Here is a 21,643-nt window from a genome sequence, read left to right as displayed (position 1 = left end):
GCCCCGTCGGTGGGAGACTGGTTCGGTGACCACGCCAGCTGCGGACAACTCACGTGCGCCATCGATCGTCGTGGTGGCCTCCGGCCATGCCGCGACCCTCATGGGCGAATTCGATCGCTACCGTCGTGACTACGACATCACCTGTGCGGCATCGGCAATCGAGGCGATCACACAGCTGAGCAGGCTGCGTAGCGACGGGCGGCCCATCGCGATGATCGTGGTCGAGTCTGAATTGCCCGACATGAACCTGCTCGAGGCACTCGCGACCTTCCGGAGTATCGTGCCGACCGCACGACGAGTGGTAGGCATCCACTGGTCGGTGTTCATGGAGCGATCCGAGACTCTGCGGCCCGCGCTGCAGAAGGGCAAGTTCGACACATTTCTGTTGATCCCGCGCGGCCCGCGCGACGAAGAATTCCACTACGCCATCACCGAACTGCTCTCCGACTGGGGAGCAACGGTCGCCGCACCGGAAGTGGAGGTCATCCGGATCGTCAGCACCGAACTCACGGCGCTCACCATGTCCATCCGAGACTTCCTCGACCGGATGGGGATGCCGTACCGCACGCACATGCCGGAAAGTCCGGAGGGCCGCGCCACCATCGACTTGTTCAGCCGGACCGATTCGCGCACACCAGTTCCCGACACCCTGGTCCATTCACTGCGCGGTGACACCACCTCGGTCATCGCGCCGACGTCGGTCCGTGACGTCGCGGTGCTGCTCTACGGCCGACCCTCCGACATCTCGGTTGACACCGTTGTCGACCTCGCCGTGGTGGGGGCCGGACCGGCCGGTCTCGCAGCCGCCGTGTACGCCGCCTCCGAGGGGTTGCGGACGGTCGTCATCGAGTCGGAGGCGGTGGGCGGGCAGGCAGGTACCAGCTCGATGATCCGCAACTATCTCGGGTTCCCACGCGGGATCTCCGGGATGCGACTCGCGCAGCGGGCACGGACGCAGGCGCTGCGTTTCGGCGCGCGGTTCCTGACCGGGTGGCCGGTGCAGCGTCTGCTGATCGAGGAGGCGCTGGCGCCCTATCGTCTCGTGACCGACGGCGGCGAGGTATGCGCTCGGTCGGTCCTCATCAGCACGGGCGTCGCCTATCGACGCCTCGGCGTGGCCGCGTTGGAGGAACTCGTCGGTGTCGGCGTGCATTACGGCGCCGCGATGAGCGCCGCACGCGAGATGGACGGGCAGGATGTCTTCGTGGTCGGCGGCGGCAACTCCGCCGGTCAGGCAGCCATCCACCTGGCGCGCCATGCGCGCTCGGTCACAATCGTGGTGCGGCGCCCGGATCTGAGTTCGACGATGTCGGACTACCTCGTCAGGGAGATCGCATTCAATCCACGCATCACCGTGCGCGGGTCAAGCGAGGTCGTCGACGGTGGTGGTTCCGGCAGGCTGGAGTGGGTGATGTTGCGCGACAATCGCACCGGACGCGAGCAACGATGCGCGGCCGGCGGACTGTTCCTGCTGCTGGGTGCCTCCCCACATTGCGACTGGCTGCCCGAGGTGGTGGAACGTGACGATGACGGGTTCGTGTTGACCGGCCGCGACGTACCCCGGCAGCGGTGGCCTGGCGACGTTCCGCCTGCCGAACTGACCACCAGCGAACCCGGCCTGTTCGCGGCCGGCGACATCCGTTCGGGGTCGATGAAGCGAGTCGCCGCCGCCAGTGGGGAAGGGGCCAGCGTCGTCCCGCTGGTGCACACCTGGCTGGCCACTCTGCGGGAAGCGCAGACGTCCTAGACTTCCCACTCCTGATCGCGCACCCCGCGATAGATTCCGCGGCGGACGATCCAAGGCTGCAGGACGGTGTCGATCGACCATGCGGGCAGCCGGAACCCTCGACCATCGGGGGTGAAGATCTCCAGTCCGTCGCGCTGGACACCGAGAACCGACCCCCAGCGATGCTGTCGAGGACGATAACGGCGCCGGTGGCCACCGCGCAGTGTGGCGCGCACATTGTGTGCGACCAGTCGGTCGGCCCGGTTACGCGCCGAGTTGCGCAGGGGATCGGTCGCCGCCACATCGCCGAGCGCGAAGATGCGCTCGTGCCCGGTCACGCCGAGATCGTCGTCGACGCGGACGAACCCGTGTTCATCCAGCAGATCGGCGGGCAGCCACTCGGTGTTCGGACGCACCGCTCCGACCGCCCAGACAACGGCGTCGGCATGTGCCGATGGCTGACCGGTGCTCCATTGAACGGGTCCGGTACCGATGTGGTCGATCCCGGAGCCGGCGGGAAGTCGGGCGCGATGCCCCGGGTGCAGCTCGACACCATAGCCCTCGAGGCGGGCCCGCACCTGTTGCCACACCCGCGGATGATGACCGGGTAACGCCCGGGAGCCCGGAAAGTACAGGTGCACGTTCTTGTTGGGCCATACCGCGGCCACGTTGGCCGCACTGCTGATCGCGGCCGCCCCACCGCCGATCACCGCAATGCTCGTCGCAGCGCGCAGACGTGCATGTGTCCGCCTGAGGTCGTCGGCGATGTCGGCCGCGGTCTGCAGCGTCGGCTGCCGCCAGAAGCCGTTGCGCACCCCAGTGGAGATCACCAGCACGTCGTAGGGTTCGGCGACGGTCGAGCAGTCGCTGCGCACAACCTCCACCCGCCGCTGACCGGTGTCGAGACCGACGAGTGTGCCGTGCACGGTCCGCACCCGGTCGAGTCCGCGAAAGCGGTCGAACCCGATCCAATAATCGCGGCTCCACACGTCGGGTCGCGCAATCCGGGTGCCCAGTTCCTGCCCGCTGAGAAGCCCGGGTTTCGACGAGATCCCGACGATGTCGATAGCCGCCCGAGAACCGGACCGAGACAACGGAACCGGCGATCTGCCACGCGCCAGATGGAGCGCGGTGAGCAACCCGCTGTCACCCATGCCGGCGATCACGACCCGCGGTCGCCGTCGGTGCGCGCTCATCGGCGAGTCCGCACGGCACCGCCCGCGCGCGGTGGCCGCGGCACGAACCGCGGTACCCGGTCGATCACCGACTGGTAGCCGGGTCGTCGGGCGAGGCTGCGCCGCTCCATCATCGGGATGCTCGCGCCCTCGAACAGAGCGAGCATCACCGCGGCGCCGATGAACAGCCACCAGGCGTCCGCCGGAGACGCCGCCACCCCGAACAGCGCGAGCGAGAACCAGAACGAGAACTCACCGAAATAGTTCGGGTGGCGCGACCATCCCCAGACGCCACGATCCATCACATCGCCGCCGCGAGCGGACCGGACGAACCGGCGCAGCTGCCCATCGGCGATCGTCTCGAGTCCGACAGCCGACAACCCCACCAGGAACGCCACGACGACCAACCAGGTCGGGCCCTGGGCCGGGTGGGTCACCGCAACATAGGCCGGCACCATCCCGGCGAACACCTGCAGGGTCGGGATCACATGGATGGCGAACAGGTCCACCGGCAGCTCCCACCGACCGGCGTCGGCGCGCAGCTGTGCGTAGCGCCAATCTTCGTGGTGCAGACCGGGGTACGTACCGACCCAGTTCGCGGTCAAGCGGACCGCCCACACCGCAACCACGATGAACAACAGCCAGGTACGGAGATCGTCGACGCCGAGGTCTGACTGCCACCACCAGTACCCGAGCAGCAGCGGCGGGATCACGCTCCAGTACGCGTCGTAGAAGCTGCTGTTGTGGTGGACCCGGCTGAAACCGAAGATGACGACCGTGGCCAGCAGGTCGGCGATCAACGTATCGAGCCACAACACACCGGTCGCGGGTCCCCACAGCAACCACAGCACCGCGACCGCGATGGCGAGCAGGTAGGCGAATGTGACCCGGACGAGTGCGGTGACCCGACCCGACGGCGATTGGCGCGACATCTGGCTGCTCAGATGAGCGTCGCCAGCTGCTCGATCTCGGGCACGCTGCCGGGCGACACCAGCATCATGGTGACGCCGGCGGCCTCCCACCGCTTGACCTCCGACCGCACGTGCTCGATGTCACCGACGATGGCCGAATCGGCCACGACTTCGTCGGGTATCACCTGTGCGGCCTCGTCTTTGCGGTTGCTGCGGAACAACGCGGTCACCTCGTCGACGACGTCGGCGTAGCCCATCCGCCGATACACCTCGGCGTGGAAATTCGTGTCCTCGCTGCCCATCCCGCCCATGTAGAGCGCGAGGAACGGTTTGATCGCCTCGTAGGTGGCGGCCCGGTCGTCGGTGATGACGATCTGGGCGGTGGCGCAGATCTCGAAGTCGGCGCGCGTGCGCCGGGCCCCCGGCCGTGCGAATCCCTCGTCAAGCCACTCGTTGTAGGTGTCGGCGAGTCGGGGCGTGTAGAACAGTGGCAGCCAGCCGTCGGCGATCTCGGCTGCCAGGGCGATGTTCTTGGGGCCTTCGGCGCCCAGCATCACCGGGATGTCGGCACGCAGCGGGTGCGTGATCGGCTTGAGTGGTTTACCCAGTCCGGTGGCGTCGTCCCCGGTCAGCGGCAACCGATAGTGTGGGCCCGTGCTGGTGACCGGCGCCTCGCGGGCCCACACCTGCCGCATGATGTCGATGTACTCACGGGTTCGCGCGAGCGGCTTGGCGAATCGTTGACCGTACCAACCTTCGACAACCTGCGGACCCGACACACCGAGCCCGACGATGTGGCGGCCGCCGGACAGGTGGTCGAGGGTGAGTGCGGCCATCGCGCACGCGGTCGGGGTACGTGCCGACAGCTGCAGCACCGACGTGCCGAGCCGGACGCGTTCGGTTGACGATCCCCACCACGCCAAGGGGGTATAGGCATCCGATCCCCACGCCTCGGCGGTGAAGACGGCGTCGAATCCGGCGGCCTCGGCCGCCCGGACCAGCTCGGCATGGTTCGTTGCCGGCTGTGCACCCCAATATCCCAGCTGTAACCCGAGTTTCATGCTGCTCCCCACATCAGACCGCCGTCGCGACGGCTCCGTGCAGTTCACCGTAGCCGGTCACGGTCGATCGTCGCGGCAACATGGGCAGCCAGCGCCAGACAGGACGTCAGGCCCGGACTCTCGATGCCGAACAGGTTGACGACACCGGCGACGCCATGGTCGGTCGGCCCCTGCACCAGGAAGTCGGTGGCCGGTTCTCCCGGGCCGGTCAGCTTCGGTCGGACGCCGGCGAAGTCCGGCTGCAGGGCGTCGTCGGGCAATCCGGGCCAGTAGCGGCGGATGGCGGCGTAGAACGCATCGGCCCGGGCCGGATCGACGACATGCTCAGCGTGGGCGACCCATTCCACATCGGGACCGAAACGTGCGATGCCGTCGAGGTCGACGGTCAGATGGACGCCGAGGCCACCGTCCACTGGCACCGGATAGATCAACCGCTCGAATGGTGCTCGACCGGCTCGCAAGCCGAAGTAGCTCCCCTTGGCGAGGTGCCGGAGCGGCACCCGCTCGGCCGGGAACCCGGTCAGCGATCGCGCGAGCCCCCAGGCGCCCAGACCCGCGCAGTTGACCACCGTCGCGCAGACGATGGCACCGATGTCGCGGACCGTGAGTTCGATCCGACCATCCGGTCGAACGCGGCCCCCTGTCACGTCGCTGCGCAAGGAGATCACCGCCCCTGCCTGCTCGGCGTCGCGGCGAAGCGCACCCATCAGACCATGGGCGTCGACGATTCCGGTCGACGGCGACCACAACGCAGCCACGCCGCTCACTTCGGGCTCCATCTCCGCCAGTTCGGTCCGACCGATCCGTCGCAGATCGTCGACGCCGTTCTCGCGCGCACGCTGGGCGATACCGTCGAGTGCGGCGAGCTGATCGGTGTCGGTGGCGACGATCAGTTTGCCGGTCCGACGGTGCGCGACATCGTGATCGGCGCAGTAGCGATACAGGAGTTCGCGGCCGGCCACGCACATCCGTGCCTTCAGGCTGCCCGACGGATAGTAGATCCCGGCGTGGATGATCTCGGAGTTGCGGGAACTGGTCTGGGTGCCGATCGCGTCCTCACGCTCGAGGACCACCACGCTGAGACCGTCCCGGGCAAGCCGGCGCGCCACGGCTAGACCGATCACACCTGCACCCACCACCACGACGTCCACGGACTCTGTCACGGTGTGCCAGCCTAGTGTCCCGCGAGCCGCCTGATGCGTAACCCACTGGCTCGTGACGCGAGCGGCCGCCGGTTCGGTGAGGAGCCCCGGTGCCTGCCCAGCGGCGTCGCGAAGGACCCTAATTCCACACGATGCGGGCCAAGGCGTCCCGATCCGCGACGTCGAGTTTGATGCAGGCGCGGTAGATGTGCCCCTCCACGGTTCGGATCGACACGGTGAGGCGCTCGGCGATCTCTCGGTTGCTGAGCCCCTGCGCCACCAGCGCGGTGATCTCCCGCTCCCGCGCGGTGACCGGCAGCGGCCGCGCGGCAGCACGGATGGCCGGTGTCGTCGCCGAGTCGCAGCGTGCGGCCAGCCGTGCGGAGCGCGCGGTCGCCTCGGCACACTCGCGTCGTCGTCCGGCCCGGTCGTACAACGGAACCGCCTGCGCGGCCGCATCGGCGGCCGAGAGCATCAGACCGATCTGTTCAAACCGCCCACTTACCACGCAGAGCGCGGCCGGGTCCGCATTCGCGACCGCGGCCGCATGCTGCACATAGAGGCCGACCACCGGACCCTGGACCAACCGGCCGACGTCGGTGAGACGCTGCGCGATCTGGCGGTCGCCGAACCGAGCCGCATGGTGCAACGCCTCGACGGCTACCGCATACTGCCCCGAGCTCTGGGCCGATTCCGCAGCCTCACCACACAACTCGATCGCCTCCCGAGGGCTCCCGGTCGATGCCGCGATCCAGGCACGCGAGATCGTGCGTTGCGGTTCGTGAAGGCGCAGGTGCGGTCCGGAGTGTTCCTCCGCGTCGTCGATCACCTGCTGCGCCTTCGCCACCTCACCGAGCGCAGCGTAGGCCCGGACCAGGATCAGCCGCGCGGGCAGCTGCCACGGCAGGGATGTCTCGGCGTTGAGCGCCGCCAGTGCCTGCTCGATCGCCTTCGCCGCAGTGCGGAAGGCACCGCGGTGGGTCGCGACGAGACCCGGCATGATCTTGGCGATCGCCCAGCCGACGAACTGGCCGGACGACGAGAACTCGGCGTACTCTACGGTGCGGCGGTCGGCCGCATCGAGGTCACCGACAGTCGCCAGCGCGAGCACATCGCCGTAGCGGATCATCACTTTGATCATGCCGTCGGTGGCCTTCTGCTCCGGACGGCATCGCGCCGCGATCGGCTCGAAATTCAGTCCACGACCGGCGACCGGCATCGCCAAACCTGCGCCGAATGCCGCGAAGTCTATTGCCTGAGAGGGTGATTCGGCGTCTGCGAGAACCTTCTCGGCCGCCTCGATGCCCTCGTCGATGCGGTTTTCGTGTACCGCCATGGCAGCGCCGGCCGCATCGACGACCAAGCGCAGCGCCCGATGGCCCACCCTGTCACGCATCAGCTGCAACAGCCGGCCACTCTGCGCAACGTCGCCGATCGACCAGAACAGCCGGCTCATCCGCGGAACGCCCCACTGCACCAACTGCAGTTCGTCGAGATCGTCCGGGTCGTAGCCGGCCAGCACTTCATCGGAGTCGGCGATCCGACCCTGCCACAGCAGTGCCCGCGACAACAGTTCGGCTGCTGCGACACCGCCGCCGCGTTCGTGGGCGGCGCGGGCCAGCTGTTCACCGAGCGGGAGATTGGTCAGTGCCACCGCATCTTTGGCGGCCGAGATCAACAGCTTGGGCTCGATGTCCTGATCACCGTCGACGCAGAGCCGGACGAGCCGGATCCGCTCGGCGGCCGAGGTGATCGGACGATCACGCAGGACCGCCACGATCCGTGAACGCAGGGTCCGAGTTCGACCAGCGTGTCGAGATCGAGTGGTTCGTACAATGCGAGCAACTTCAACGCATCCACCACGGCGTCACCGGCCCGATCGAGTCGCTCGTCGATCAATGCCACGAGTCCCGACGGCACGGCGGTGGGGCCACGAAGCTGCCAGACTTCGTTGTTCTCCGTGAGGTTTCCGGCCGCCAGCGCACCCTCGACCATGTTCCGCAGGAAGAGGGGATTACCACCCGACGATTCCCAGATCACGTCGGCGCTGAGACCTTCGAGAGTCCCGCCGAGCACCTTCTCGACCAGCTCGGTGCACTGCTCCTTGGTCAGCGGGTCGAGCTCGATCCGGGTGAGATACCCGTCCTTCCACAGCGTCGTGATGGCGTCGGGGACGGTCTCGCGGCTGCGGGCGGTGGCCACCACACGAGCCGCGTGTTCGATGGTGATCTGGTGTAGCAGCGTTGCCGAGAGCTGGTCGAGCAGGTGAGCATCGTCGACGCCGATCACGGTGTTCGGCTCGGCGATCAATGCCTCTCGCGCCGACACGAGTGCGGCGATCGGATCGCGGGAGGTGCTCGGCGACAGACGGACCCACGGCGCAAAAGCACCCAGTGGAATCGCCCGGGAGGACTCCGTGCAGGCTGCCCAGTGCACCGGGGCACGCAGCGAATCGGTCACCGTTCGTGCCGATGTCGTCTTGCCGACCCCAGGGGGTCCGACCAGCATGACGCCGCTTCCCCCGTCGGTCAGGGCGGAAAGGATCGCCTGATGTTCGGAGGGCCGGCCGAGCAGCTGCCAACCGCCGTCCATGCGTCCTGAGTATAGGTGCCGCGCGCCGCTGCGGCGTCGTGAACGACCACTGTGATGAACGCGGAAGCGCCGCACGACTGGTTGTGACCTGGCACGGCAGATCGGGACACGGATCGGTCGCCAGGTGTTGGTCGTCGGGTCACGGCGTCGTCGGCGGTCGGTCACCGGCTGGTCAGATCGGCAGCTCCGATTCGTCGGCGGGTTCGAGCATCGGGGCGTGATTGACGCGATGACGATACTGACTCGACGCGTCGTACACACGCCGCTTGAGCCGGTTGATCGATCCGAGCGGGCGGTGTGCGTCGAGACCCCGCCACGAGTTGAACGACAGCACCTCGTCGCCGAACGCCCGGCGCTGCGGGGTATAGGTGTCCTGCACGGGATATCGGAGGAGCGCGACGGTACGATACGGCGAGCGCGCGGCGTCCCATTCCTTTGTCGCATCCTCGATCGGCATCTCCGCGAGGTCTGTGCACAACTGCACTTGTAGTTCGTATTCGGCCCCGTGGCAGGCGAAGAAGTCGATCACCGACTCGGCGAAGGCATTGACCTCACCGTTGGGCGGCATCGGCGCGCCCGCGAGCGCACGCACCTCCGGTGACCGTGGGATCAGACGCATCTTGGCGATGTGGTCACCATGGCGCAGCGGCGCCGACGTGTGGAAGGTGTCACCGAGGATATGGGTGTTCGGTTGCACGAACACCGCCAGGTTGTCGGGCAGCCTGCGCCCGAACCGGGGCAACACGTGCTTGTTCAGCGCGTCGAGTGCCTCACTGCCGAGTCGCAGTGCCGGATCGGACAGCCGGGCCAGTGCCCACGCCGTCCACATCCCACTGCGGCTGTATGCGTGCGCGTCGGCGAACAGGAATTCGCGATGGGTGACCATGATGAAGTCCTGGGTCCGCGCGGTGTCGTCGGGAAGCGCGCGCGGCCCCGATACGCCGATCACCTTGATGCCGAGTCCCCGAACTCCACGCAGTTGGTCGCTGCGGATCGGCCCGGACGTGCTCGACAGTCGTGCGATCACCGAGTAGGTCCCAGGCGCGGCGAACATTCCCTGCGCGAGCTCCGGGTCCAGTTCGTCGAGTACCTCCAGTGTGCCGCGCAGGATGCCGTGACCCTTCGCGTGCGCGTCGCGCAACCCTCGCTTGTACACGCGATATGCGCGCTCGTTGTTCGCGCGCAGCACGCGCACGATCTTCTCGATGTCGTCGGCCTCGTCGGCCCGCGGGGATTCGATGTCCTCGTGGAAACGCACATACGTCCGGCCGCCGGAGACGATGTCGGTCATGGGGATCGGTCCTCTCTCGATGCCGCTGCGGATCTCCAGGGGGCGAATGGATTGGCAACTGAGCGCAACGCAGGTGTCAGGATCGGATGATGACGCAGCAGGACCGAGCGCATCGACGAGTTCCGGACCCATGCCATACCGACCTCGGTGTACACCTCGGGGCGGAAATCGCTGGTGAAGAAGCGATCACAGGACAGGCGGCGCGAAGCCATCAGGATGAAGATCCGGAAGGCGGTGTCGCTGAAGCCGAATCCGGGCGGCTTGGCTTCGGCGTAGAGCCCGATCATCAGATCCAGCGGCTCGATGTCGCCGTAGATCTCCGCCAATTCGGTGGCGGTCGCGTCGTCACCGTCAGTTCACGGAACGTCGTCACCGGTGCCATCCGCAGGGCGCGGCGAAAATCGTTGTAACGCGGCACTCCGCGTTCGCGGACCCGCATGATGTCCACGGTGGCGAGGTCGATCGGCGTCCCGTCGGGTCGTGCCAGGTTCTGCAGGGAACGCGGGAAGTTGTGCAACGACAGTTCACCCGGGTGTGCGCGCCCGAACGAGTAGAGCAGATCGGCGGCGGTGTTCGACGTCAGATGTCGTCGTACGTCCGCGGCGAGCAGATCGGCCATCGCGTGCCGCGCCACGACGCGGTCGTCGAGTCCACTGCGGAACTCCACCGTGTCGGGTAGCAGCGGATGCATGCGGTAGACGGCGACGAACTCCTCGGTGAGGGCGAACGGCACGCCGTTGTCGGCGGTCGCCGAGCCGGGGATGCCGGAGAGGATCTCGTTGTCGGTGAAACGTGCGATGCGTCCCGACATCCGTTCGCCGAGAAGTCCGAACCAGTTGCCGCGCATCGCCGCAACCGTGGTCGGATGCGCGATGATCGCCGGGGTCCAGTCCACGGTGTGGATCTTGGCCATCGACGCTGCGTTCACCAATCGGGCGGAGTCGTATAGTTGTTGATCGGTCATGGCGGGGTAGGCGGACGCCAACCGGTTGGCGATCGCGTTGTGCTCGCGCAAGAACAACGAGTGCAACAGGGCAAGACCCACCCAGAAATTGGCGGCCTGCCCATTCGGGTCGAGCAGTGCCTCGGTCTCCGCGGGCGGCAACCCGACGTCGTCGAGCGCGATCCGTCCACCGTCGTGGGTGCGGATGCTCTCCGCGTAGTCGGCCGTCTCACCGTAGATCTGCGAGCCGTCCCACCAATGCGACACCGTCGAGGCGAACACGGGCGGTTGATCGTCTGGTCCGGTCGGGTCGACCGCGGTACGCGCGAATGTCATCGGGTCATGCGGCCAGTCGTCACCGTCGGGTAGCCGGATGTGCCACGGATTTCCGGCCTGTGGCGCGTGGTTGAACCAATCGTGCACCTCGAACTGAATCCAGGCTGCTGCCAGCAGATTGAGCGTGGTGGCCGGGCGGAACTCGCGACGGGTCAACAGCCTTCGGCTGACCAGTCGGGGATTTGGTTCGCAGATGTCATCAGCGTTCTCGGGTGCGGTGCGCGGTAACGGCACGTTGCGGCCGAAGCGGCTCCCGGCCGAACCCGCACGAGGCTCGCCGAGATCGTTGTAGGTGCCGTCCACGCTCCGCGCCCGGTGCTCGTCCGGCGTGCCGACCGGCAGCCGGGCGCCCGGTCGGCCCGTGTCGACGAGGTTGTACGCGCGCAGCTGGCTGCGCAGTCCCACCAGCACGGCGAGCCCGACCGGCGACCACAATCGTGACCAACCGACCACGCGATCGACACGTTCTGCAGTCTGCGCGAGTCCACGAGCGGTGGCGCTCCGTCGACGGGGTGTCGGTTCCGCACCCGCGGTGCGACGCGCGCGGATGTGCGTACCGAGCGAATCATCCCGACCATGACCACCTCCGACTCGTCCGGTTCCGAGTATGCGGGCACGTCGACCGAACGGCACGAGTAATCGACTACTCGAAGTACTCGCACCCGGCCCGCGGATCGGTGCCGCACCCAGGTAGCGACGTACTCGTGTCGTCACCGACACCGCCGACGACGATGAAGGAGGTCGCGGCCACGCGGCCTGCTGGGAGAAAGGTGCTCTGGTGATCGCACCCGTCGAGATCAAGGTGAACGTGGCGTCCCCGGTGACCGATTCGCTGGTGGCGCTGGATCTGCTCGACTCGCCACCGCTGTGGCGTGACATGTGGTTCGCCGAGGCGCGGGCACGTGACGATGTGGGTGCACTCCCGCTGCTGGCCGGTCGTCTCACGATCCGCCTGCGCAGCGGCGATCGGGACGACGTCACCGTCGGGGTGCGGCCATGTGACACCGATCGTCTGGTCGGACGGTGGCGTGCCCCGTTCGAGGAGACACATTTCTCCTATCGACTCGAACGGGACTGGTGTGGGGAGCGTCGAGAGGTCGCGGCCGCGGCGATCAGTCGTCGTCCGCCGGGCTCGGTGGCGACCGCGCTGCGCGACGGCGCGGATCCGGCACACATCCTCGACGCGGCGCAGCGACAATTCGTGGTCACCTGTACTCCGCGCGGGATACCCATCGACCATCTGGGAACGCTGGGACCGGTGACCTGCCAGACCTGGCCCGAGGTGGACCTCGACGGTTGCTCGGTTCAGGTGGAGAGGTGGTCGGTCGCCGACGTCGACCTGCTCGAACTCGCGGTGCGTCTGCAGCCGCACCCTGGCGAGACCGCAGCGCAGTTCGAGGTCCGCGCGATGTCCGCGCACCGAGCGATCCGCGCGACGGTGACCCGGCGCGCCCTGTCGATCGCGGATTTCCGGGAATCCAAGACCCACCGCGTGATGACGGCGCTGAGGGCGACCTCCTGATACGAAACGGGTGGTGTGGCCTGCTGCCACACCACCCGTTCGACTAGTCCGTCAGACCTTGGCCTGCATCGAGCTACGGGCGGGGTTGCCCTGCTCGTCGACCTTGGGGTCGGGCTGGTCCTTCTTCTCGGTCACGCCGGACTTGATGCGAGCACCGATGTCGGAGTCGATTCGGGACCAGTATTCGAACGCTCGGGCCAGGACCGGCTCGGACACACCGTTGAGCAGATGGCCCACGACGTTGTCGACCAGGCGTTCGCGTGCCGCATCGTCGAGCACCTCGCGCACCATCGTGCCCGCCTGCCCCCAATCGTCGTCCTCGGGGTGGTCCACATATGCACTACGGACGATGTCGCCGTCCGCTGCCCACTGCGGCTCGCCCTGGCCTGCGTAGCTCGCGGCCGGCCCGCCCTTGGAGTTCGGCGCATACACCGGATCGGACACGGGGGTGATCCGCATGTGGCCGTCCTTGGTGTAGCTGTGCACCTCGTTGCGCGGCCGATTGACCGGGATCTCCTTGTAGTTACCGCCGAGACGCGCACGATGTGCGTCGGCGTAAGAGAACACCCGGCCCAGCAGCATCCGGTCCGGGCTGAAGCCGATTCCCGGCACCACGTTGTTCGGCTCGAACGCGACCTGCTCGATCTGGGCGTGGTTGTCGGTGGGATTGGTGTGCAACGTCATCTTTCCCACCTCGTGCAGTGGGTAATCGCCGTGCGGCCACACCTTGGTCAGATCGAAGGGATTGAACCGGTAACCGGTGGCGTCCTCATACGGCATCAACTGCACCTTGAGGGTCCAACTCGGGTGATCGCCCGCGGCGATCGACTCGAACAGATCCCGTGTGTGGAAGTCGGTGTCGGCCGCGGCCATTTGGTCGCCTTCGTGCTGCGTGAAGAACTCCACACCCTGATCGGAGATGAAGTGGTACTTCACCCAGTGCTTCACACCTTCGGCGTTGACCCACAGGTAGGTGTGCGATGAATAACCGTTCATGTGCCGCCACGTCTTGGGGATACCCCGGTCACCCATCAACCAGGTGACCTGATGCGCCGACTCCGGCGACAGCGTCCAGAAGTCCCACTGCATGTCGTGGTCGCGCAGATTGTTGTCTGCGCGACGCTTCTGTGAGCGGATGAAGTGCTGGAACTTCATCGGGTCCTTGACGAAGAAGATCGGCGTGTTGTTGCCGACCATGTCGTAGATTCCTTCGTCGGTGTAGAACTTCAGTGCGAATCCGCGAGGGTCGCGCCAGGTGTCGGGGCTGCCGCGTTCACCGGCAACGGTGGAGAAGCGAGCCACCATCTCGGTCTTGACACCGGGTTGGAACAACCCCGCGCAGGTGTACTGCGACACGTCCGCGGTGGTCTCGAATGTGCCGAACGCACCGCTGCCCTTGGCGTGGGGCTGGCGTTCGGGGATGCGCTCACGATTGAACTGTGCCATCTGCTCGATCAGATAGTGATCGTGCAGGACGATGGGCCCACCGGCGCCGACGGTCAGCGAATGCTCGTCGCTGCCGGCCGGTGCCCCGGAATCCCGGGTTGTGTAGATCGACGTGTTGTCGTCGGACATATCGCCTCCGAGAAGGTCTCATCCGTCTAAGGGCTGTGCAGTTGTGCGGACCCGAGCTGTTTGAGGTCCTTGGCCGATGCTACCCCGGCCGCGTGTCGCGCGGTCGTGGGTTGCCGGGCCCGTCGACGGATTGGGTGTGAATGATGTTGCAATCGAACCGCTTTGTTTGCCGTCGTGTGATCACACTACTGGGCCCCACCTCCCGACGCGGCGGAACGGAGCTTGTCCAGCAACGGTTTTGCGGCCGTCTCGAGGAACTCGGCTTGCGATTCGCCACCGATCTGGACAAGTGCGATATCGGTGAATCCCGCTTCCCAGAAAGGTCGCACGGCGTCGACGACGGCGTCGAGATCGGGCCCGCACGGAATCGATTCGGCCACATCCGCGGGTCGAACGTATTGGGTCGCCGCGGCGAACCCGGCGGTGGTCCGCAGGTCTGCGTTGACATCCCACCCGCCGCTGAACCAGCGGAACTGATCGTGGGCTCGGGCGACCGCGGCATCGCGATCACGATCCCAGCACATGGGGATCTGACCGATCGCGCGGCTGTCGATGCCGATCGTCCCGGTGCCGTCCGTCGCGTTCCAGGTGTCGACAAGACCCGGATTCGGTTCGACCGCAATCAGGTGGTCGGCGAGCGGACCGAACTCCTCGATGCCCTGCGCGCCGGACACGGCCACGCCCAGCGGCACCGTCTCGGGCAGATCCCAGATGCGCGCGGCGTCCACCTGGAAGTAGTCGCCACGGAAGTCGACGAGGTCCCCGGTGTGCAACGCGCGGATGATCTCGATCGCCTCGGCGAGCATCGCCTGACGGTCGCCGACGGCCGGCCAGCCTTCCCCGACGACGTGCTCGTTGAGGTTCTCACCGGCTCCGAGGCCGAGGGTGAACCGCCCGTCGGCGAGCAACTGCAGGGTGGCCGCCTTTTGCGCGACGACGGCGGGGTGGTAGCGAATGGTGGGGCAGGTGACATACGTCATGAGGTCCACGCGTTCGGTCGCATGTGCGACCGCCCCGAGCACACTCCACGCGTAGGGCGCATGGCCCTGCGCCGACAGCCACGGGAAGTAGTGGTCGCTGGACACCTCGAAGTCGAAGCCCACCTCCTCGGCGCCTACCGCGTACCGGACGAGTTCTTTGGGTCCGGCCTGCTCGGTCATCAATGTGTAGCCGAAGCGTGTGGGCATGGGGTGCGCTCCTTCGTCGAGCATCGGAGGAATCAGTCGTCCTCCGTGATTGCCTGCAGTACCGACGGGGTAACACCTCGAGTCGACATCCAAACCCAGGGGAGAGCATGACGAACGCATCCGGACACCGCGAATCACCCGACCGCGATGAGTCCCTCGCCGACACCGTGCTGCTCGACGTCGACGGCACCCTCATTGATTCCACCTACTTTCATGCGCTGGCTTGGATACGCGCTTTCGCAGCCCACGACCTGACCCCGGATTGGTGGCGGGTGCATCGAACCGTCGGCATGGGCGGTGACCTCCTGGTCGGCGAGGTCTGCGGCCGCGAGGTCGAGGACCGGCTCGGCGACGAGTTGCGGGCGGACTGGGCCGATCGCTACCGGCAATTGCTCCCCGAGGTCAGGGTGTTTCCGGGTGCCCGCGCGTTGATCGATCAGCTACAGCAGGCCGGCCACCGGGTGGCGCTTGCCTCGTCCGGAGCCCAAGAGTTCACCGAGGCCGCGCTGCGGATGCTCGGCATGGCCGGCGACGAGTTCGCGGCCGTCACCTCGTCGGAGGATGTGGACCGATCCAAGCCCGAGCCGGACATTCTGGCGACGGCACTGCAGCGGGCCGGCGGCGCCGACGCGGTGGTGGTGGGCGACACAGTGTGGGATGTCGAATCGGCCAACCGGCTCGGCGCCAGGTGTGTGGCGGTCCGCAGCGGCGGTTTCTCTGAAGCCGAGTTGACGGCGGCCGGAGCGGTGGAAGTGGTCGACGACGTGGGTGAGCTGGCCACCCGCCGCTGGTTGCCCTGACGGAGGTTCGTTCGACCTGGGCAACAGGCGGTGGGCATGGCACGATCACAACGTGTCCGAGTCGTCTGAAGCCGATCGCCTGCGCGACCTCGCGCGGCTGCGACGCGTTCGCGATCGCATCGATCGCGACTACGGCGAGCCGTTGAACGTCGAAGCATTGGCCCGTGGCGCCCACATGTCCGCCGGACACCTCAGCCGCGAGTTCCGACGGGTCTACGGCGAGTCCCCGTACTCGTACCTGATGACACGGCGCATCGAACGTGCCATGGCACTGCTGCGGCGGGGCGATCTGACCGTGACCGACGTCTGCTTCGCGGTCGGCTGTTCGTCGCTGGGCACGTTCAGTACCCGATTCACCGAACTCGTCGGTGTGCCCCCGAGTGTCTACCGGGAACGGGAGAGCGGGGCCGAATCCACCGCGGGGATACCGGCGTGTCTGGCCAAACAGGTCACCAGACCGGTCAGGAATCGAGAAGCCGCGAGCCGTTCTCCGCGTCTAGCGTGAGTCCCATGAGCATCGTCATCCAGTACACTTTCCTGCCGCAGACCGATCCGGACGCCGCCCTCGGGTTCTATCGGGACATCCTCGGATTCGAGGTTCGCAAAGACGTCGGATACGAGGGGATGCGGTGGCTGACCGTAGGACCACCGGATCAACCGCAGACCTCGATCGTGCTGCACCCACCTGCCGCGGATCCCGGGATCACCGACGACGAACGGCGGGTGATTCTCGACCTCATCGCCAAGGGCAGCTTCGGCGCGGTCACCCTGGCCACAGATGACCTCGACGGACTGTTCGAGAAGCTCGAGGCCGCCGGCGCCGAGGTGCTGCAGGAACCCACCGATCAGCCGTACGGAGTCCGCGACTGCGCGTTCCGCGATCCGGCGGGCAACCTGATCCGTATCGACCAACTGCAGTGACCACAGTCCCGCCGCCACGAAGATGTGTGGATACCGAACCGGGCATGCCGTCGTCGAACACCTGTCGACGCCAAGCCACCAGACGCCACCGGAGACCCTGACCGACAGTGCATCACAACGAGTTGCCCTGACCACGTGCGCCGACCCGACCAGATGGAGATCCTGTGAGCGCCCCCAGCACGACGTCACGATCCACACCCACGTCGCCTGACACCCACGTCGCCGACACCCACGACCTGATCCGGGTCACCGGAGCGCGCGAGAACAACCTCAAAGACGTCAGCCTGGAGATCCCCAAGCGTCGACTGACCGTGTTCACCGGCGTCTCCGGGTCGGGGAAGAGTTCGCTGGTCTTCAGCACGATCGCCGCCGAATCACAACGGATGATCAACGAGACCTACAGCGCGTTCGTCCAGGGTTTCATGCCGAATCTGGGGCGGCCCGACGTCGACGTCCTCGAGGGACTGACCACCGCGATCATCGTCGATCAGGAACGAATGGGCGCCAACCCGCGTTCGACTGTCGGGACCGCGACCGATGCGAACGCGATGCTGCGCATCCTTTTCAGCCGATTGGGCACACCGCACATCGGCTCACCGCAGGCCTTCTCGTTCAATGTGGCGTCCATCAGCGGGGCCGGCGCGGTGACGGTCGAGAAGGCCGGTCGAAAGGTCAAGGAGCGCCGCAGCTTCTCGATCACCGGCGGCATGTGTCCGCGCTGCGAGGGACGGGGCTCGGTCTCGGATTTCGACCTGACCGCGTTGTACGACGACTCCAAGTCGCTCAACGAAGGCGCACTCACCATCCCCGGCTACAGCATGGACGGTTGGTACGGGCGCATCTTCCGGGGTTGTGGCTGGTTCGATCCGGACAAGCCGATCCGCAAGTTCACCAAGCGCCAACTCGACGACCTGCTCTACAAAGAGGCCACCAAGATCAAGGTGGACGGGATCAATCTGACCTACCTCGGCCTCATCCCGCAGATCCAGAAGTCGTTCCTGTCCAAAGACCGTGAGGCGATGCAGCCGCACATCCGTGCCTTCGTTGATCGCGCGATCACCTTCACCACCTGCCCCGAATGTGACGGGACCCGGCTGACCGCGGAGGCCCGCAGCTCCACCATCGCCGGAAAGAGCATCGCCGACCTGTGTGCCATGCAGATCAGCGACCTCGCCGAATGGGTGCGTCAGCTCGACGAACCCTCGGTGAAACCCCTGCTCGGTACGTTGAGCCAGACGCTGGACTCGTTCGTGGACATCGGCCTGGGCTATCTGTCCCTGGAACGCCCGGCGGGCACGCTATCCGGGGGAGAAGCACAGCGCACCAAGCTGATCCGTCATCTGGGATCCTCGCTGACCGACGTGACCTACGTGTTCGACGAACCGACGATCGGTCTGCACCCGCACGACATCGCACGGATGAACGACCTGCTCCGGCAATTGCGCGACAAGGGCAACACCGTGCTGGTGGTGGAACACAAACCGGAGGCCATCGCGATCGCCGACCACGTGGTCGATCTCGGTCCCGGCGCCGGACGGGACGGCGGCGAGATCGTCTTCGAGGGGACAGTCGAGCAGTTGCGTCAGGCCGACACGCGAACGGGCCGGCACCTCGACGACCGAGCCCGGATCAAGGAGTCGGTGCGGACGTCCGACGGCGCCCTGGAGATTCGCGGCGCCGATATGCACAACCTGCGCGGCGTCGACGTCGACATCCCGCTCGGGGTACTGGTTGTGGTGACCGGGGTGGCCGGCTCGGGCAAGAGTTCGCTGATCGACGGGTCGCTGGCCACTCGCGACGGAGTGGTGTCGATCGATCAAGGCGCCATCCGCGGGTCGCGACGCAGCAACCCGGCCACGTACACGGGGTTGCTCGATCCGATTCGCAAGGCGTTCGCCAAGGCCAACGGGGTGAAACCAGGACTGTTCAGCGCCAACTCCGAAGGTGCCTGCCCGAACTGCAACGGCGCAGGGGTCATCTACTCGGACCTGGCGATGATGGCCGGTGTCGCCACACCCTGCGAGGTGTGCGAAAGCAAACGGTTCTCCGCCGACGTGCTGGAGTACACATTCGGCGGTAAGGACATCAGCGAGGTCCTCACCATGTCCGTAACGCAGGCCGAGGAGTTCTTCGGGTCGGCCGACGCCAAGATCCCGGCGGCGCACAAGATCCTCGTCCGGCTGCGGGACGTCGGGCTGGGCTACCTCACCATCGGTCAACCGCTCACCACACTGTCTGGTGGCGAGCGGCAACGGCTGAAGCTCGCCGCTCAGATGGGAGACAAGGGCGACATCTACATCCTCGACGAGCCCACCACCGGCCTGCACCTGGCCGACGTGCAACAGCTGCTCGAGTTGCTCGATCGACTGGTCGACGGCGGGAAGTCGGTCATCGTGATCGAGCACCACCAGGCGGTCATGGCGCACGCCGACTGGATCGTCGATCTCGGCCCCGGTGCGGGTCATGACGGCGGCCGGATCGTCTTCGAGGGCACCCCGGCCGACTTGATCGCCGATCCGAAAACGCTGACCGGCACACACCTCGCCGACTACGTCGCGACGCAGTAGTTCGGTGTGCTTCGCAGATTTCGGTGACGTGGCCGGATACCCGTCGTAGACTACTTTTGAAACATCTGTAGCGATTCGTTCCTTTGGTGCTCCGTTCCTGCGCTACTCGGTCCGGAGGGATCGGAGCACCGGGGGTGATGACATGGGCGGGAGCGCTGGAGTGAACGCGAAGAAGACGATGCAGTCGACGCTGGGCAAGGTCAGCAAGGCCTACCCGAGTAAGCCGCGGCCGCTGGCCGAACCGCCGGCCGGTTCGGGCCTCAAGCCGGTGATGGGTGATGCGGGCATGCCGTTTCTCGGCAACACACTCGAAGCGCTCGCCGACCCGCTCGCGAGCGCGATGGAGCGGTACGAGAAGTACGGCCCGGTTTCGTGGTCGGGTTCGCTCAACATGAACATCGTGACGCTCATCGGCCCCGAGGCCATCGAATGCGGATGGATGAACCGCGAGAAGGCATTTTCCAGCGAGCAGGGCTGGGAACCGATGATCGGCCCCTTCTTCCGTCGCGGCATCATGTTGATGGATTTCGAGGAGCACATGCATCACCGTCGAATCCTGCAGCAGGCCTTCACCAGGCCTCGACTCAACGGATATCTCGACATGATGACACCGCACATCGAGAAGACCCTGGCGAACTGGGACGTGGGCGCCGGGTTCCCCATGTACTCACGTACCAAGGACCTCACTCTGTCGTTGGCCACCGAAGTCTTCATGGGTGCGTCACTCAACGAGAGCGAAACGCATCGCCTCGAGAGCGCCTTCGAGGCCGCGGTCCGCGGCGGACAGGCAATGGTGCGCGCGGACGTCCGCGACTGGACCTGGGCGCGGGGGCTGCGTGGACGAGAAGCGTTGCAGCACTACTTCCGTTCGGAGATCGCCGCTCGTCGCGCCGGTGACGGCGACGACCTGTTCAGCGTGCTCTGCCACAGCCAGGACGAGGACGGCAATTCGTTCAGCGACGAGGACGTCGTCAACCACATGATCTTCGTGATGATGGCCGCCCACGACACCAGCACCATCGCCTTGTCGATGATGACCTATTTCCTGGGTCGCCACCCGCAGTGGCAGCAGCGACTCCGCGACGAATCGCTGGCGCTGGGCAAATCAACCATCGACTACGACGACCTCGACAAACTGCCCAGCCTCGACCTGGCCTTCAAGGAGACGCTCCGCATCAACGCGCCGGTGGGCATGTTGTTCCGAAAGACGGTGGCCGACACCGACATCCTCGGGCACTACGTGCCCAAGGGCACCCTGGTCAGCATCCATCCGTGGGCATCGATGCTGCGCGAGGAGTGGTGGCCCAACCCGACCCACTGGGATCCGGACCGGTTCTCCCCAGAGCGCCGCGAGGACAAGGTCCATCGATTCGCGTGGGCACCGTTCGGTGGCGGCGCCCACAAGTGCATCGGCCTCTACTTCGGTGGCATGGAGGTCAAGGCGATCATGCACCAGCTGCTGCAGCGTTTCGAGTGGTCCGTCCCGGCCGATTACCGACTCGATCTGACCTACGGCACCGGACCGACCCCCGCAGACGGATTGCCGATCGACATGCGTCGTCGGGTGATGCACGAGGTGCCGCCGCGCGCCTGAGCTGGTGCCGTTGCCTTCTGGTGAGCAAACGTGAGCATTGCTGCTGTGTCTGCGGTGTCATCAGGCAGCCTCGCCTTGCGGTGAGGCGGTCCCCGTCTGACCAACACTGGTGGTGTTGTGCGGGGTTGACGTTTCATCGCCTCCTGCGTCGCCCGCTTGCGCGGGGTCGGTCTCCTGGCTGGCTCCACGTCCTGCCACCGAGCCACTCTCGGTGGGACTCTGTTCACCCAGGGTGTGGGTGTCGCCGAGTCGGGCGAGGTTGATCGCGGCGTTGCGATCACGATCGATCCGCACGCCGCA

At 66.5% G+C, this 21,643-nt stretch carries 14 protein-coding genes and 3 pseudogenes; 7 read left to right on the top strand and 10 right to left on the bottom strand.

Going from position 1 to position 21,643, the window contains the following annotated elements; translation table 11 throughout:
- The first annotated feature begins 100 nt into the window (after positions 1-100).
- Positions 101-1,747: an NAD(P)/FAD-dependent oxidoreductase gene (locus tag L1892_RS16885; protein WP_235724877.1), complete on the top strand. Its 1,647-nt coding sequence runs from the start codon at positions 101-103 to the stop codon at positions 1,745-1,747.
- On the opposite strand, the gene L1892_RS16880 is transcribed toward L1892_RS16885, so the two are convergent.
- The 7 genes and pseudogenes from L1892_RS16880 to L1892_RS16850 all read right to left on the bottom strand — a co-directional run bounded on the left by L1892_RS16880 (position 1,744) and on the right by L1892_RS16850 (position 11,630).
- Complete coding sequence (locus L1892_RS16880) at positions 1,744-2,922, bottom strand: FAD-dependent oxidoreductase (protein ID WP_235724783.1); 1,179 nt, start codon at positions 2,920-2,922, stop codon at positions 1,744-1,746. The genes L1892_RS16885 and L1892_RS16880 overlap by 4 nt on opposite strands.
- Entirely contained in the window at positions 2,919-3,833 is a 915-nt protein-coding gene (locus tag L1892_RS16875; protein ID WP_235724782.1) for a DUF1295 domain-containing protein, read from the bottom strand. The genes L1892_RS16880 and L1892_RS16875 overlap by 4 nt, the downstream gene beginning before the upstream one ends.
- An 8-nt stretch (positions 3,834-3,841) precedes the next feature.
- Positions 3,842-4,873: an LLM class F420-dependent oxidoreductase gene (locus tag L1892_RS16870; RefSeq protein WP_235724781.1), complete on the bottom strand. Its 1,032-nt coding sequence runs from the start codon at positions 4,871-4,873 to the stop codon at positions 3,842-3,844.
- Positions 4,874-4,917: 44 nt separating this feature from the next.
- Complete coding sequence (locus tag L1892_RS16865; protein WP_235724780.1) at positions 4,918-6,036, bottom strand: NAD(P)/FAD-dependent oxidoreductase; 1,119 nt, start codon at positions 6,034-6,036, stop codon at positions 4,918-4,920.
- Between the two features lie 118 nt (positions 6,037-6,154).
- Positions 6,155-8,607: pseudogene (locus tag L1892_RS16860) on the bottom strand (LuxR C-terminal-related transcriptional regulator).
- A 172-nt stretch (positions 8,608-8,779) separates the two neighbouring features.
- Positions 8,780-9,898 carry a catalase family protein gene (locus L1892_RS16855; protein WP_235724779.1) on the bottom strand — a complete coding sequence of 373 codons (1,119 nt, stop codon included), beginning with the start codon at positions 9,896-9,898 and terminating at the stop codon, positions 8,780-8,782.
- Positions 9,895-11,630: pseudogene (locus L1892_RS16850) on the bottom strand (peroxidase family protein). The gene L1892_RS16855 and the pseudogene L1892_RS16850 overlap by 4 nt, the downstream one beginning before the upstream one ends.
- Before the next feature lie 325 nt (positions 11,631-11,955).
- On the opposite strand from L1892_RS16850, the gene L1892_RS16845 reads away from it, so the two are divergent.
- Complete coding sequence (locus L1892_RS16845; RefSeq protein ID WP_235724778.1) at positions 11,956-12,699, top strand: hypothetical protein; 744 nt, start codon at positions 11,956-11,958, stop codon at positions 12,697-12,699.
- Positions 12,700-12,750: 51 nt separating this feature from the next.
- Here the strand turns inward: L1892_RS16845 and L1892_RS16840 are convergent, their stop codons facing one another.
- Both L1892_RS16840 and L1892_RS16835 read right to left on the bottom strand, forming a co-directional pair.
- A complete protein-coding gene (locus L1892_RS16840; RefSeq protein WP_235724777.1) occupies positions 12,751-14,274 on the bottom strand; it encodes a catalase in 1,524 nt (507 codons plus the stop codon).
- A gap of 185 nt (positions 14,275-14,459) precedes the next feature.
- Entirely contained in the window at positions 14,460-15,461 is a 1,002-nt protein-coding gene (locus L1892_RS16835) for a TIGR03557 family F420-dependent LLM class oxidoreductase (RefSeq protein ID WP_235724775.1), read from the bottom strand.
- A 107-nt stretch (positions 15,462-15,568) separates the two neighbouring features.
- Between L1892_RS16835 and L1892_RS16830 the strand changes: the two genes are divergently transcribed.
- The 5 genes from L1892_RS16830 to L1892_RS16810 all read left to right on the top strand — a co-directional run bounded on the left by L1892_RS16830 (position 15,569) and on the right by L1892_RS16810 (position 21,343).
- A complete protein-coding gene (locus tag L1892_RS16830) occupies positions 15,569-16,261 on the top strand; it encodes an HAD family hydrolase (RefSeq protein ID WP_235724774.1) in 693 nt (230 codons plus the stop codon).
- Positions 16,262-16,313: 52 nt separating this feature from the next.
- A complete protein-coding gene (locus tag L1892_RS16825; RefSeq protein ID WP_235724773.1) occupies positions 16,314-16,766 on the top strand; it encodes a helix-turn-helix transcriptional regulator in 453 nt (150 codons plus the stop codon).
- Positions 16,767-16,771: 5 nt separating this feature from the next.
- Positions 16,772-17,182 carry a VOC family protein gene (locus L1892_RS16820; RefSeq protein ID WP_235724771.1) on the top strand — a complete coding sequence of 137 codons (411 nt, stop codon included), beginning with the start codon at positions 16,772-16,774 and terminating at the stop codon, positions 17,180-17,182.
- Positions 17,183-17,346: 164 nt separating this feature from the next.
- On the top strand, positions 17,347-19,749 hold the full coding sequence (locus tag L1892_RS16815; RefSeq protein ID WP_235724770.1) for an ATP-binding cassette domain-containing protein: 2,403 nt from the start codon (positions 17,347-17,349) through the stop codon (positions 19,747-19,749).
- A gap of 178 nt (positions 19,750-19,927) precedes the next feature.
- Positions 19,928-21,343, top strand: coding sequence for a cytochrome P450 (locus L1892_RS16810; protein WP_235724876.1), 1,416 nt, complete (start codon positions 19,928-19,930; stop codon positions 21,341-21,343).
- A 60-nt stretch (positions 21,344-21,403) separates the two neighbouring features.
- On the opposite strand, the pseudogene L1892_RS16805 reads toward L1892_RS16810, so the two are convergent.
- Positions 21,404-21,643 (bottom strand): annotated as a pseudogene (locus L1892_RS16805) (IS607 family element RNA-guided endonuclease TnpB); the annotation flags it as partial.

The sequence above is a fragment of the Gordonia tangerina genome (genome assembly GCF_021556435.1).
Classification (GTDB): Bacteria; Actinomycetota; Actinomycetes; order Mycobacteriales; family Mycobacteriaceae; genus Gordonia; species Gordonia tangerina.
The sequence above is the reverse complement of the archived record's forward strand: the minus strand, read 5'-3'. Positions and strand labels throughout refer to the sequence as shown.